Origin of the sequence: Ornithinimicrobium cerasi (assembly GCF_003702705.1) — a bacterium.
Taxonomy (GTDB): domain Bacteria; phylum Actinomycetota; class Actinomycetes; order Actinomycetales; family Dermatophilaceae; genus Ornithinicoccus; species Ornithinicoccus cerasi.
In genome coordinates, this window is sequence record NZ_QZMN01000001.1 from 108112 (window position 1) to 121059 (window position 12948).

At 72.7% G+C, this 12948-nt stretch carries 12 protein-coding genes; all 12 read left to right on the forward strand.

From position 1 onward, the window contains the following. The first annotated feature begins 2 nt into the window (after positions 1–2). The 12 genes from D4B81_RS00530 to D4B81_RS00585 all read left to right on the forward strand — a co-directional run bounded on the left by D4B81_RS00530 (position 3) and on the right by D4B81_RS00585 (position 12803). On the forward strand, positions 3–1463 hold the full coding sequence (locus D4B81_RS00530) for a UDP-N-acetylmuramoyl-tripeptide--D-alanyl-D-alanine ligase (RefSeq protein WP_122260590.1): 1461 nt from the start codon (positions 3–5) through the stop codon (positions 1461–1463). Beyond that, the gene (gene mraY, locus D4B81_RS00535) at positions 1463–2578 is read left to right on the forward strand and encodes a phospho-N-acetylmuramoyl-pentapeptide-transferase (protein ID WP_122260591.1); all 1116 of its coding nucleotides are present in this window, start codon (positions 1463–1465) and stop codon (positions 2576–2578) included. The genes D4B81_RS00530 and mraY overlap by 1 nt, the downstream gene beginning before the upstream one ends. Next, the gene (murD, locus tag D4B81_RS00540) at positions 2575–4149 is read left to right on the forward strand and encodes a UDP-N-acetylmuramoyl-L-alanine--D-glutamate ligase (protein ID WP_237565724.1); all 1575 of its coding nucleotides are present in this window, start codon (positions 2575–2577) and stop codon (positions 4147–4149) included. Before mraY ends, murD begins: the two co-directional genes overlap by 4 nt. Next, entirely contained in the window at positions 4146–5501 is a 1356-nt protein-coding gene (gene ftsW / locus D4B81_RS00545) for a putative lipid II flippase FtsW (RefSeq protein ID WP_122260593.1), read from the forward strand. The genes murD and ftsW overlap by 4 nt, the downstream gene beginning before the upstream one ends. Next, positions 5498–6619: an undecaprenyldiphospho-muramoylpentapeptide beta-N-acetylglucosaminyltransferase gene (gene murG, locus D4B81_RS00550; RefSeq protein WP_122260594.1), complete on the forward strand. Its 1122-nt coding sequence runs from the start codon at positions 5498–5500 to the stop codon at positions 6617–6619. The genes ftsW and murG overlap by 4 nt, the downstream gene beginning before the upstream one ends. Positions 6620–6632: 13 nt before the next feature. Next, a complete protein-coding gene (gene murC / locus D4B81_RS00555; RefSeq protein ID WP_122260595.1) occupies positions 6633–8114 on the forward strand; it encodes a UDP-N-acetylmuramate--L-alanine ligase in 1482 nt (493 codons plus the stop codon). Next, the gene (locus tag D4B81_RS00560; RefSeq protein WP_122260596.1) at positions 8111–8929 is read left to right on the forward strand and encodes a cell division protein FtsQ/DivIB; all 819 of its coding nucleotides are present in this window, start codon (positions 8111–8113) and stop codon (positions 8927–8929) included. Before murC ends, D4B81_RS00560 begins: the two co-directional genes overlap by 4 nt. A gap of 110 nt (positions 8930–9039) precedes the next feature. Further along, positions 9040–10314, forward strand: coding sequence for a cell division protein FtsZ (ftsZ, locus tag D4B81_RS00565; RefSeq protein WP_122260597.1), 1275 nt, complete (start codon positions 9040–9042; stop codon positions 10312–10314). Between the two features lie 126 nt (positions 10315–10440). Continuing rightward, positions 10441–11193: a purine nucleoside phosphorylase YfiH/LACC1 family protein gene (locus D4B81_RS00570; protein WP_122260598.1), complete on the forward strand. Its 753-nt coding sequence runs from the start codon at positions 10441–10443 to the stop codon at positions 11191–11193. Between the two features lie 11 nt (positions 11194–11204). Next, the gene (locus tag D4B81_RS00575; protein WP_237565725.1) at positions 11205–11930 is read left to right on the forward strand and encodes a YggS family pyridoxal phosphate-dependent enzyme; all 726 of its coding nucleotides are present in this window, start codon (positions 11205–11207) and stop codon (positions 11928–11930) included. A 66-nt stretch (positions 11931–11996) separates the two neighbouring features. After that, positions 11997–12503, forward strand: a complete 507-nt coding sequence (locus tag D4B81_RS00580) for a cell division protein SepF (protein WP_122260600.1) — start codon at positions 11997–11999, stop codon at positions 12501–12503. Between the two features lie 15 nt (positions 12504–12518). Further along, positions 12519–12803, forward strand: coding sequence for a YggT family protein (locus D4B81_RS00585; RefSeq protein ID WP_122260601.1), 285 nt, complete (start codon positions 12519–12521; stop codon positions 12801–12803). Positions 12804–12948: the final 145 nt, after the last annotated feature.

Below are 12948 nucleotides of genomic sequence, written 5' to 3' on the forward strand. Positions count from 1 at the left end.
TCGTGATCCCCCTCACCCTGCGAGAGATCGCGCAGGTCACCGGTGGGCGGGTGCACCCCGACACCCCCGAGGCGGGACGGGCGACCGTCACCGCCGCCGTCGTGACCGACTCGCGAGAGGTCGTCCCCGGCGGCCTCTACGTCGCCCGCCGCGGTGACTCGGCCGACGGTCACGACTACCTCGACGCCGCCGCCGCGAACGGTGCGGTCGCCGCCCTGACCAACCGCGAGAGCGCGGCGCTGCCGTGCGTCGTCGTGGAGGAGGACCCGGCCCGCCTCTCGTCCCGCCCCGACCGCCCGCCCTACGACGCGGTCACCCGGGCCTTCGGCGCCCTCGCCCGCGAGGTCCACGACCGCTGCGACGCCCGCGGCGGGCTGCACACCGTGGCGGTCACCGGCTCCTCCGGCAAGACCTCCACCAAGGACCTCATGGCTCAGGTGCTCGCCGAGCTCGGCCCGACGCTGGCCCCCGAGGCGTCCTACAACTCCGAGGTCGGGCTGCCGCTCACCGTCTGCCGGCTCACCGAGGACACCGCCTACCTCGTCGCCGAGATGGGGGCCTCCGGGGCTGGTCACATCGCCCACCTCACCCGGATCGCACCGCCGATGATCTCGGTCGTGCTCAACGTCGGCAGCGCCCACCTCGGCGAGTTCGGGTCCCGCGAGGCGATCGCGCAGGCCAAGTCCGAGATCGTCGCCGCGCTGCCCGCCGGGGGGCTCGCCGTGCTCAACGCCGACGACCCCGCCGTCGCCGCGATGGCCGCCGTCGCCGAGCGGGTCGGCGCCCGGGTCGTGACCGTCGGGCGCGCCGGCCACGCGCAGGTCCGCGCCGAGCAGGTCAGCCTCGACGACCGCGGCCGCGCCTCCTTCCTCCTCCGCGCCGGCGGCGGCGTGACGGAGCAGGTCACCCTCCGCCTCGCCGGGGAGCACCACGTCGGCAACGCCCTCGCCGTCGCAGCGGTCGCCGCCGAGTGGGGTATGCCGTGGCACCGGGTCGCGCGCGCCCTCACCCGGGCGGAGCCCCGGTCGCGCGCCCGCATGGAGGTGACCGAGCGCGAGGACGGTGTCACGGTCGTCAACGACGCCTACAACGCCAACCCCGAGTCCATGCGCGCCGCACTGCACGCCCTCGCCGCGATGCGCCGGTCGCCGGGGCGCACGGTCGCGGCCATCGGCGGGATGCTCGAGCTCGGCCCCGGCAGCGACGCCGAGCACGCCGCCGTCGGCCGGACGGCCGCGGAGCTGGGGGTCGACGAGCTGGTCGCGGTGGGTCCGCTCGCGGAGCCCGCGGCGACGGCATACCTGGAGGCGGGCGGCGACGTCGCGACCACCGTGAGCGACCGGCACGAGGCCCGCACACACCTGGAGGCCACCCTGCGCGACGGCGACGTGGTCCTGCTCAAGAGCAGCCGTGACTCCGGCCTGCGGCTCCTGGGCGACGAGCTCGCGGGGGTGGACGCCTGATGGTCAACGTCCTGCTCGCCGGCGGCGTCGCCCTGGTCGTGGCGCTCTTCGGGACGCCGCTGTTCATCAAGTTCCTCGTGCGCCGTGCCTACGGACAGTTCATCCGCGACGACGGCCCGACGTCGCACCACACCAAGCGCGGGACGCCCACGATGGGCGGGGCGGTCATCATCCTCGCCACCCTCGCGGGCTACACCCTGTCCCACCTCTTCCTCATCCTCCTGGACATCTCCGGGATGGTGGAGGTGACGCACAGCCGGTTCACCCTCAGCGCGCTCCTCGTGCTGTTCCTCATCACCGGCCTGGGCTTCATCGGGTTCCTCGACGACTACACCAAGATCTCCAAGCAGCGCAGCCTGGGCCTGACCTCCCTGCAGAAGCTCAGCGGGCAGACGATCATCGCGGTGATCTTCGCGATCCTGGCGCTGCAGTCGCCGGGCGACAACACCCGCAGCCCCGCCTCGACCGCGATCTCGTTCGTGCGTGACACGCCGATCGACCTGGCGGTCTTCGGCCCGGTCGCCGGGACGATCCTCTTCATCCTCTGGGCCAACGTCCTCATCGCCGGCGCGTCCAACGGCGTCAACCTCACCGACGGCCTCGACGGGCTGGCGACCGGCGCGAGCGTCATGGTGTTCGGCGCCTACTCGGTCATCGGCATCTGGCAGTACAACCAGAACTGCCAGCTCGCCCCCGGCCCCAACTGCTACGACGTCCGCGACGCCCTCGACCTCGCGGTCGTCGCCTGCTCGGTGGCGGGCGCGTGCTTCGGCTTCCTGTGGTGGAACGCCTCGCCGGCCAAGATCTTCATGGGCGACACCGGCTCGCTGGCCCTCGGCGGCGGCCTCGCCGGGCTGGCGATCACCACGCACACCGAGCTGCTGCTGGCGATCCTCGGCGGCCTCTTCGTGCTCATCACGCTCTCGGTCATCATCCAGGTCGCGTCGTTCAAGATGACGAAGAAGCGGGTGTTCCGGATGGCCCCGCTGCAGCACCACTTCGAGCTGCTCGGCTGGGCCGAGGTGACGATCGTCATCCGGTTCTGGATCATCGCCGGCCTGTGCGTCGCGATCGGCCTCGGCCTGTTCTACGGCGAGTGGGTGGCCAACCTGTGAGGCCGCTCGACGACCTCACCCACCGCGACGCCGACTGGGCGGGGCTACGCGTCCTCGTCGCCGGGCTTGGCGTCACCGGCTTCGCCGCCGCCGACGCCCTCATCCAGCACGGCGCCGTCGTCACCGTCGTCGACCGCGGCAACGACTCCGAGAAGCAGGCGACCCAGGCCGGCATCCTCGGTATCCTCGGCGCCGACGTCCGGCTCGGCCCCGAGCACGTCGCCGGCTGGCCTCAGGCCGGAGGTGGCCACTCGGGCGACGCACGTGACACTGGATCGCCGGACGAGCCAGTGTCACGTCTGCAGGTCGACCTCGTCGTGACGTCACCGGGCTGGTCGCCCGACCACCCGGTGCTGCGCGCGGCGCGGGAGCAGCAACCCCCGATACCCGTGTGGTCCGAGGTCGAGCTGGCCTGGCGGCTGCGCCCGCGGATCGGCGCGGCGCCCTGGCTCGCGGTGACCGGCACGAACGGCAAGACCACCACCGTGCAGCTCGTCGAGACGATGCTGCGCACCGCGGGGCTGCGCGCGATCGCGGTCGGCAACGTCGGCACCCCGATCCTCGACGCGGTCCAGCACCCCGAGCCCTACGACGTCATCGCGGTGGAGCTGTCCAGCTTCCAGCTGCACCACACCTTCACCATGTCGCCGCTGGCCAGCGTCGTCCTCAACGTCGCCCCGGACCACCTCGACTGGCACGGCTCGCTGGACGCCTACGCCGACGCCAAGGCCCGCGTCTACGAGCGCACCCAGGTCGCCTGCGTCTACAACGTCCAGGACCCGCGCACCGAGCGGATGGTGGAGCAGGCCGAGGTGGAGGAGGGCTGCCGCGCCGTCGGCTTCACCATCGGCACGCCCGGGCTGTCGATGGTCGGTCTGGTCGACGACGTGCTCGCCGACCGCGCCTTCATCGAGGAGCGCGCCACCTCCGCAGCCGAGCTCGGGACGCTGGAGGACCTGCGCCACGCCTCCGGCGGCGACGCGACCCCGCCGCCCCACCTCGTCGCCGACGCCCTGGCCGCGGCCGCGCTCGTCCGCGCGATCGGGGTGCCGGCCGCCGCGGTCCGGGACGGTCTCCGTGCCTTCCGCACCGACGCGCACCGCACGACGATCGTGGCCGAGAAAGACGGGGTCACCTGGGTCGACGACTCCAAGGCGACCAACCCGCACGCGGCGCAGGCGGCCCTGCTCGCCTACCCCGAGATCGTCTGGGTCGCCGGCGGCCAGCTCAAGGGCGCCGAGATCGACGGGCTCGTGGCCTCGGTCGCCGGGCGGCTCCGCGGCGTCGTGCTGCTCGGTGCGGACCGGGCGCAGATCGCCGACGCGCTCGCCCGACACGCGCCGGATGTCCCCGTCCACGACGCGGGGGTCGCCGACCATGGGGACATGGACGCGCTGGGCAGGCTGATGGACGAGGTGGTGGCCGCCGCCGCCGCCCTCGCGCGCCCCGGACACGTCGTCCTGCTCTCGCCGGCGGCCGCGTCCCTGGACATGTTCCCCAGCTACGGCTCGCGCGGCGACGTCTTCGCCGACGCCGTGCACCGCCGCCTCGGGACGCAGGGGGCCCCATGACCTCCATCGCCCGGGGGTCCTTCCTGCAGCGGGGCGGTGAGGACAAGAGCGCGACCCCCGCCTGGACCATGACCTCCGTCGGGGAGTGGCTGCGCTCGCCGGTCGCCCCCTACTACCTCGTCCTCGTCACCACCGCGATGCTCACCGGTCTCGGCCTGGTCATGGTGCTCTCGGCCAGCAGCGTCGGCTCCTACACCAGCAGCGGCAGCTCCTACACCGTCTTCCTCGACCAGCTCATGTATGCCGCCATCGGCGTCACCCTCGCGGTCGTCGGCTCCCGGCTCCCGCTGCGGTGGTGGAAGCGGCTCGCGTGGCCGGCCGTGTTCATGGCGCTGCTGCTGCAGGCGGCCGTGTTCACCCCGCTCGGGCTGGACAGCTACCAGGGCAATCGCAACTGGCTCTCGATCGGCGGGCGGACCCTGCAGCCCTCCGAGTTCGGCAAGATCGCGCTCGTCGTCTTCGGCGCGGCCGTGCTCGCGACCAAGCGACGGGTCATCCACAAGGTCTGGCAGGCCTCGATCCCGCTCATCTTCCCCGTGGGGATCGTCCTCCTCGGCCTGGTGCTGCAGGGCAACGACCTGGGCACCGGGATGATCCTCGTCGCGATCCTCGGCGGCCTGCTCTGGGCGGCCGGCCTGCCGGCCCGCTGGTTCGTCGGGGTCGGCGCGGTGGCCGCGCTCGGGGTCGCCTTCCTCGCCGCCGGCAGCGCCAACCGGATGCAGCGCATCCAGGTCTGGCTCGGCAACATCTGCGACAGCCCGCAGGTCGACGGCTGCTACCAGAAGGTGCACGCGGAGTACGCCCTGGCCGACGGCGGCTGGTGGGGCCTGGGCCTGGGGGAGTCGCGCGAGAAGTGGGGGATCCTCCCCGAGCCGCACAACGACTTCATCCTCGCGATCATCGGCGAGGAGCTCGGGCTGCCGGGGTCGCTGTCGGTGCTGCTGCTCTTCGCGGTGCTGGCCTACGCCTGCTTCCGGATCGTCAGCCAGGCCGAGGACATGTTCACCCGGCTCGCCGCCTCCGGCCTCATGGTGTGGTTCCTCGCCCAGGCGATGATCAACATCGGCTCGGTCATCGGGATGCTGCCGATCATCGGCGTCCCGCTGCCGCTGGTCTCCAGCGGCGGCTCGGCCCTGGTCGCGGCCCTCCTCGGCGTCGGCCTGCTGCTCGCCCTGGCCCGCTCGCTCCCCGGCGCCCGGGAGGCGCTCGGCGGACGCGGGTCGACCGCCCGGAGGACGTTCGCCTCGGTGCCCGCCCCGGCACCGGCCCGCACGCCCGCGGGAAGGACCGGCCGCAAGCCGGCTGCCACGACCGCCCGCACGCCCGCGGCCGCCCGCAAGCGCGTCCGATGACCGGCGACGCCGGCGCGGAGGGACTGCGCCCGCTCTCCGTCGTGCTCGCCGGCGGCGGCTCCGCCGGTCACGTCAACCCGCTCCTCGCCACCGCCGACGCCCTGCGCAGCCGCGTCCCCGACGTGCGGATCGGCGTGCTCGGCACCGCCGAGGGGCTGGAGGCCCGGCTGGTGCCCGAGCGCGGCTACCCGCTCACGGTCGTGCCCAAGGTGCCCTTCCCGCGGCGTCCCGACACCGGGGCCCTGCGCTTCCCGATCTCGCTGCGCCGGGCCATCGAGACGGCGCGGGCGGCGATCACCGAGCAGGAGGCCGACGTCGTCGTCGGCTTCGGCGGCTACGTCGCCTCGCCCGCCTACCTCGCCGCGCGCACCGCCGGCGTGCCGATCGTCATCCACGAGCAGAACGCCCGCCCCGGGCTGGCCAACCGCCTCGGCGCCCGCTTCACCACGAGCGTGGCGACGACGTTCGAGAGCACCAAGCTCTCCCACGCCACCCGCGTCGGGCTGCCGCTGCGCGCCGAGATCCGCGACCTCGACGTCGCCGCCGCGCGACCGGAGGGGCTTGCCCACTTCGGCCTCGACGAGGGTCGCCCCACCCTGCTCGTCTTCGGCGGCTCCCTCGGCGCGGCCCGGCTCAACGGCGCCTTCTCCGAGGCCGCGCACGACCTCCTCGCCGCCGGGGTGCAGGTCCTGCACCTCACCGGCGCCGGCAAGGACGTCGAGGTGCCGACCACCTCGGCGACGGGCGCGCGCTACGTCACCGCGGCATACACCGACCGCATGGAGCTCGCGTATGCCGTCGCCGACCTCGCCGTCTGCCGCGCCGGTGCGGGGACGGTCTGCGAGCTGGCCGCCGTGGGCGTGCCGGCGGTCTACGTGCCGCTGCCGGTCGGCAACGGCGAGCAGTACCTCAACGCCGTCGGCCTGGTCGAGGCGGGCGGCGGGCTGTGCTTCCCCGACGACGAGGTCGACGGCGCCTGGGTGCGTGCCGAGGTGCTGCCCCTGCTCACCGACCCCGAGCGCCTCGCGACGATGGCGGCCTCCGCGGCCGCCCACGGCGAGCGCCACGCCGACGACCGGCTCGTCGACATGATCCTGGCCGCGACCGGCCGGGCATGAGGGGGAGCGAGCGATGAGCGACCTGCCGGTCGTCGCCAACCCGCGCTTCGACTTCTCCGCCGACGTCCCGCCCGTGGACGAGCTCGGCGCCGTCCACTTCGTCGCCATCGGCGGCTCGGGGATGTCCGGCGTGGCGCGGATGTACCTCGACCGCGGCGTGATCGTCACCGGCTCCGACCGCGCCGACAGCGCCACCCTGCGCGAGCTGGAGGCCGAGGGCGCGCGCGTCTACGTCGGCCACGACGCGGCGCACGTCGAGGGCGCCGACACGGTCGTCGTGTCCAGCGCGGTCCCGGAGACCAACCCCGAGCTCGCCGCCGCCCGCGCCGCCGGGCTGCGCGTGCTCCACCGGGCCCAGGGCATCGCCGCCCTGCTCCACGGTCGCGACGCGGTCGCGGTCGCCGGCGCCAACGGCAAGACGACGACCAGCGCGATGACGACCGTCGCGCTCCAGGCCGCGGGGGCCGACCCCGGCTACGTCGTCGGCGCGCCGCTCGCCGGCTCCGGCACGAACGCCGCCCCCGGCGGACCCGGCAGCCCGGTCGTGGTCGAGGCCGACGAGAGCGACGGCTCCTTCCTCGTCTACCGGCCGCTCGTCGGCGTCGTCACCAACGTCCAGCCGGACCACCTCGACTTCTGGGGCGACTACGCCGCCGTCGAGCGCGCCTACGCCGCCTTCGCCGCGACGATCCGTCCCGGCGGGCTGCTCGTCACCAACGCCGACGATCCCGGCGCCGCCCGGCTCGCCGAGCGGGCGCGCGACCTGGGCACCCGGGTGGTGACGTGGGGGACCGGGGCGAGCGACGTCATACTCTCCGACGCCCGGACCGAGGGCATGACCGCCACGGCCACGCTCACCTTCACCCGCCGCCTGGGCGAGGTGGACGAGGGCGCCACCGCCGAGCTGCGGCTGCCGGTGCCCGGGCTGCACAACCTCGAGAACGGGACCGCCGCGCTGCTCGCCGCCGTCGCCGGGCTGGGGATGCCGCTGGCGCCGGTGCTCGAGGGACTCGCGGCGTTCCCCGGTGCGGGGCGCCGGTTCGAGCGGGTGGGGGAGGTCGGTGGCGTGGAGGTCGTCGACGACTACGCCCACAACGCGCCGAAGGTGACCGCGGTGGTGCAGGCCGCGCGCTCGGCCGCCGCCGGGCGGCGCGTCGTCGTCGCCTTCCAGCCGCACCTCTTCTCGCGCACCCGCGACTTCGCCGAGGGTTTCGCCGCCGGGCTGGCGCGGGCCGACCTGCTGCTGCTGCTGCCGGTCTACGGCGCGCGCGAGACGCAGGAGGACTTCCCCGAGGTCAGCTCCGGGATGCTCGGCGACCTCGTCCGGGGCTCGGGGTATGACGTGGACGTCCACCTCGCGCACGACCTGGCGTCGGCGCCGGAGCAGCTGCGTGACCTGGTGCGGCCGGGCGACCTCGTGCTGACGGTGGGCGCGGGCGACGTGACGACGGTGGGGCCGCAGCTGCTGCGGCTCCTGGGGGAGGAGCGGGGATGAGGTCGATGACCAAGGCGAAGGTGCGGAGGAAGCCGTCGCGCAAGGCGTCCCCCAAGGCGAGGACGAAGCGGCCCAAGGGTGCGGAGCCGACCGTGCGGCGACGGGTGATCACGCTGGCTGCGATGGTCCTGGCGCTCGTGGGCGGCCTGGTGTTCCTGTTCTTCTTCTCCGCGGCGTTCGTCGTCAAGGACGTGCGCGTGACCGGGGTGGAGGGGGAGCTGGCGGAGTCCGTCGAGCGCCTGGCCCAGGTCCCCAACGGCCGTCCGCTCGCCCGCGTCTCGGAGGGCAGGGTCAGCGAGCGGGTGCTTCAGGACCTGCGGGTGGCCGGCGTGTCCGTCGACAGCGACTGGACCGACTCCGTGGTGACGCTGAGCGCGACGCCCCGCGAGCCGGCGCTCGTGCTGCGCCAGGGCGGCTCGACCTGGCTGTCGGACGTGGGCGGCGTGGTCTACGACGAGGTGGAGAAGCCGAGCAACAAGCTGCCGTCGGTGGTCGTGCCGACCAGGCCGACCGAGCTGGGGGAGGGCACGGTGCAGGGCCTGGTGGAGCTGTGGCGCACCCGCCCCGACCCCGCCGAGCTCGAGGGGGAGCTGTCGACCCCCAGGCTGGACAAGAACGGCATGGTGTCGATGACGGTGGACGGCCTGACGATCCTCTGGGGCGAGCCGGTCGAGGCCGAGAAGAAGTGGCAGATCATCCGAGCCCTGGTGGCTCAGGAAAGCATCGACCCGCAGGGCGGGATCGAGCAGACGATCGACGTGAGCCTGCCCGGGACGCCGGTGGTAACGGGGATCCCGGAGGCGCCGCGGGGCTGAGCAACCTAGACCTGAGGTCGAGGTTCACGTCAGGCGGGATCCGGAGGACGTTCTCCTATGCTCGCGTGCAGCACCACCAGACGTCTCATCTCGAATCGAAGGGTCCAACCGTGTCCGCTGCGCAGAACTACCTGGCCGTCATCAAGGTCGTCGGCATCGGAGGTGGTGGCGTCAACGCCATCAACCGGATGATCGAGGTCGGCCTGAAGGGTGTCGAGTTCATCGCCATCAACACCGACGCGCAGGCGCTGCTGATGAGCGACGCCGACGTCAAGCTCGACGTCGGCCGCGAGCTCACCCGCGGTCTGGGTGCCGGCGCCGACCCCGAGGTCGGTCGTCGTGCGGCGGAGGACCACTCGGAGGAGATCGAGGAGGCCCTGCGCGGCGCCGACATGGTGTTCGTCACCGCGGGTGAGGGTGGAGGCACGGGCACCGGTGGTGCGCCGGTGGTCGCCAAGATCGCCAAGCAGCTTGGTGCCCTGACGATCGGCGTCGTCACCCGGCCCTTCACCTTCGAGGGACGCCGCCGCGCCAACCAGGCCGAGTCGGGCATCGGCAGCCTCCGCGAGGAGGTTGACACGCTGATCGTCATTCCGAACGACCGTCTGCTGTCCATCTCCGACCGCTCGGTCTCGATGCTTGACGCGTTCCGCTCCGCGGACCAGGTGCTGCTCTCCGGTGTGCAGGGCATCACCGACCTGATCACGACTCCTGGCCTGATCAACCTCGACTTCGCCGACGTGAAGTCGGTCATGCAGGGTGCCGGCTCAGCGCTCATGGGCATCGGTTCGGCCCGCGGCGAGGACCGCGCCGTCCAGGCGGCCGAGCTCGCCATCTCGAGCCCGCTGCTGGAAGCCAGCATCGAGGGCGCCCACGGCGTGCTGCTCTCGGTCCAGGGTGGCTCCGACCTCGGCCTCTTCGAGATCAATGAGGCGGCGCGCCTGGTGCAGGAGGCCGCCCACCCCGAGGCCAACATCATCTTCGGAGCCGTCATCGACGACTCGCTCGGTGACGAGGTCCGCGTCACCGTCATCGCGGCCGGCTTCGACAGCGGCTCACCCACCATCCGTAGCGACGAGCGCGCCCTCGGCCAGGTGCAGGCCGGCGGCTCCAACCGCCCGCAGGGTCAGCCCGTCCAGCAGCAGCGCCCGGCCCAGCCGTCGCAGGGCGGCGTTGCCCCGCAGAACGGCGTGCCGACCCATCAGGGGCCGCCGGCGCACGTGGCACCCCAGGCCCAGCCCGTCCCGCAGCAGGCGCAGCCTCAGCCGGTGAACCACACGCAGCAGGACCACCCCGCCCAGCAGCGCCCCGTGCAGCAGCCTCCGCGTCAGGTCACCTTCGAGGACGAGGGTGACGACCTGGACGTGCCTGACTTCCTGAAGTAGACCGGCGCCGAACGGGTGCGACGTCCTTGGTGTCAAGGAGACGAGAGCCAGGTAAAGCGACGGTAGAATCGTCAGGGTCGCGGACCCGGTCGCCCTCAGGGATCGCCCGAGCACTAGCCTCAGTGAGTGTTCTTCTGGCGAGAGCAGATCCAGCCCTCCGGCGACGCCTTCGGCGTCGGGTGGGCTGTCACCGACAGGTCTGGAGGTTCGAGCCTGGGAAGGTATGCAACGCTGAACCTCGGTGGGCACGTCGGGGACCGTGAGGGCGACGTCGAGACGAACCGGCGCCGGTTGGCCGGCGAGTTGGGGCTCTCGACGCAGGACCTGCGGTTCATGGATCAGCAGCACGGATGTGGCGTGGCATTCACCGCTGATCTCGACCCCATCCCTGCGCCGACCGTGGACGCGTTGATCTCAGACAACAGCGATGAGGCGCTCGTCGTCATGGTTGCTGACTGCGTTCCTGTACTGCTTGTCGACCGGACCGAGGGGCTGGTTGCCGCCGTCCACGCGGGACGGCCCGGGATGGTGGGGGGCGTCGTACCGGCCACCCTGGCCAAGCTGCGCGAGCTGGGTGCCGGAGACGTCGAGGCGGTCGTAGGCCCGTCTGTGTGCGCGCGCTGCTACGAGGTGCCGGCTTCGATGCGCGACGCGGCCGCGGATGTCGAGCCCGTCAGCGCCGCGTTGAGCTGGACCGGCACCCCGGCCATCGACGTGGCGGCCGGCGTGGTCGCCCAGCTGGTCCGAGGCGGGGTCAGTGTCCGCTGGCTGCCCGGATGCACCCGAGAGGACCCGAACCTCTATTCGTACCGACGTGACGGGCAGACCGGGCGCTTCGCGGGCGTCGTGCGTCTCATCGCACCGGAGTGGGTTGCCTGATGGAGGACCGCATGGTCGGACTGGAGCAAAACCTGAGCCAGGTGCGGGACCGCATACGCACTGCGTGTTCGGGTGCCGGGAGAGACGTCGACGACGTCACCCTCGTCGCCGTCACCAAGTTCTTCCCCGCCTCCGACGTGGAGCACCTGGCCGGGCTCGGCGTGCGGGTCGTGGGGGAGAGCCGGGACCAGGAGGCGGGGGCGAAGCTGGCCGAGCTGGCGCCGGAGGTGCGCTCCGCCCTGACCGTCCACTTCGTCGGGCAGGTGCAGACGAACAAGGCCAACCACGTCGCCCGCTACGCCGACGTCGTGCAGTCGGTGGACCGGGCCAAGCTCGCCCGTGCGCTCGACCGCGGCGCGGCGCAGGCGCTGGAGGCGGGCGAGCGTCATACCCCCCTGGCGGTGACGATCCAGGTCGAGCTGGGGGAGGGCGCCGACCGCGGGCGTGGGGGAGCGCTGCCGGAGGAGGTCCCTGCCCTCGCGGAGGTGGTGGCGGACGCCGAGCACCTGGACCTCCGAGGGCTGATGGCCGTCGCCCCCCTCGGGCTGGACGAGGCCGGGACCGCAGCCGCGTTCGACCGCCTCATGGCGCTGTCCGCGACGATGCGGTCCGACCACCCGGACGCGATGTGGGTCAGCGCCGGCATGAGCGGCGACCTGGAGCTGGCGATCCGCGCCGGGGCGACACACCTGCGTGTCGGAACCGCAATCCTGGGATCACGTGCGTCACACCGGTAGCGTCGTTCACGACCGATCCACCCACGGGTAGGTAGACGCCCGTACGCACCAAGGAGCTCGCACCTTATGGCCGGGGCACTGCGCAAGACCATGGAGTACCTCGGCCTCGCCGAGTCCGACGAGCGGTACGACGACTACGACGCCTACCAGGACGAGGAGCCGGCCCGCCGCGACGCGTCGGTGCGCGCCGCCCGCGAGGACGACGAGCCGCGTCAGCACGCGGAGGTGGCGACGCTGCCACGCCGCGCCCCGGTCCCCGTGTCCCAGGTCGTCAGGGAGCCGAAGATGAACGAGCTCAACCGCATCACCACGATCCACCCGCGCAACTACAACGAGGCCAAGAACATCGGGGAGGCCTTCCGCGCCGGGGTGCCGGTCATCATGAACCTCACCGACATGGACGACGCGGACGCCAAGCGGCTCGTTGACTTCGCCGCCGGCCTGGCCTTCGGCCTGCGCGGCGCGATCGAGCGCGTGACCAGCAAGGTCTTCCTGCTCAGCCCCGAGCACGTCGAGATCGACGGCACCGAGAACACCGCGGCGAAGGTGCAGGCACCGTTCAACCAGAGCTGACGTAGCCTTACCCGCATGGTCGGCCAGCTCCTCTACATCATCCTCAGCCTCTTCTTCTTCATCCTGCTGGGGCGGCTGGTCTTCGACTACGTCCAGCTCTTCGCGCGGGACTGGAAGCCCAAGGGCCCCATCCTCGTGCTGGCCAACGGGATCTACACGGTGACCGACCCGCCGGTGAAGGCGCTCCGCCGGGTCATCCCCCCGCTGAGGATCGGCAGCGTGGCGCTTGACCTGGGGTTTCTCGTCCTCTTCCTCCTCGTGCTGCTGGGCCGGTCGTTCGCCCTCCGGCTCCCGTTCTGAGTGCCGTAGGAGCCGCCAGGGCACGCGAGTGACCCTCCCCCTCGACTGCGTTAGAGTTGCGCCTGCACGTGCATGACCGCACGTCATCGGCCGTGCCCGCCGGGGTGCCGGCGGCAGGCCGAGTGACTTCCTAACCCGAGGTGAA

Coding starts and splice junctions, on each gene's coding strand:
- mraY (WP_122260591.1), top strand. CDS start 1,463: ATGGTCAACGTCCTGCTCGCCGGCGGCGTCGCCCTGGTCGTGGCGCTC.
- ftsW (WP_122260593.1), top strand. CDS start 4,146: ATGACCTCCATCGCCCGGGGGTCCTTCCTGCAGCGGGGCGGTGAGGAC.
- murG (WP_122260594.1), top strand. CDS start 5,498: ATGACCGGCGACGCCGGCGCGGAGGGACTGCGCCCGCTCTCCGTCGTG.
- murC (WP_122260595.1), top strand. CDS start 6,633: ATGAGCGACCTGCCGGTCGTCGCCAACCCGCGCTTCGACTTCTCCGCC.
- D4B81_RS00560 (WP_122260596.1), top strand. CDS start 8,111: ATGAGGTCGATGACCAAGGCGAAGGTGCGGAGGAAGCCGTCGCGCAAG.
- D4B81_RS00575 (WP_237565725.1), top strand. CDS start 11,205: ATGGTCGGACTGGAGCAAAACCTGAGCCAGGTGCGGGACCGCATACGC.
- D4B81_RS00580 (WP_122260600.1), top strand. CDS start 11,997: ATGGCCGGGGCACTGCGCAAGACCATGGAGTACCTCGGCCTCGCCGAG.
- D4B81_RS00585 (WP_122260601.1), top strand. CDS start 12,519: ATGGTCGGCCAGCTCCTCTACATCATCCTCAGCCTCTTCTTCTTCATC.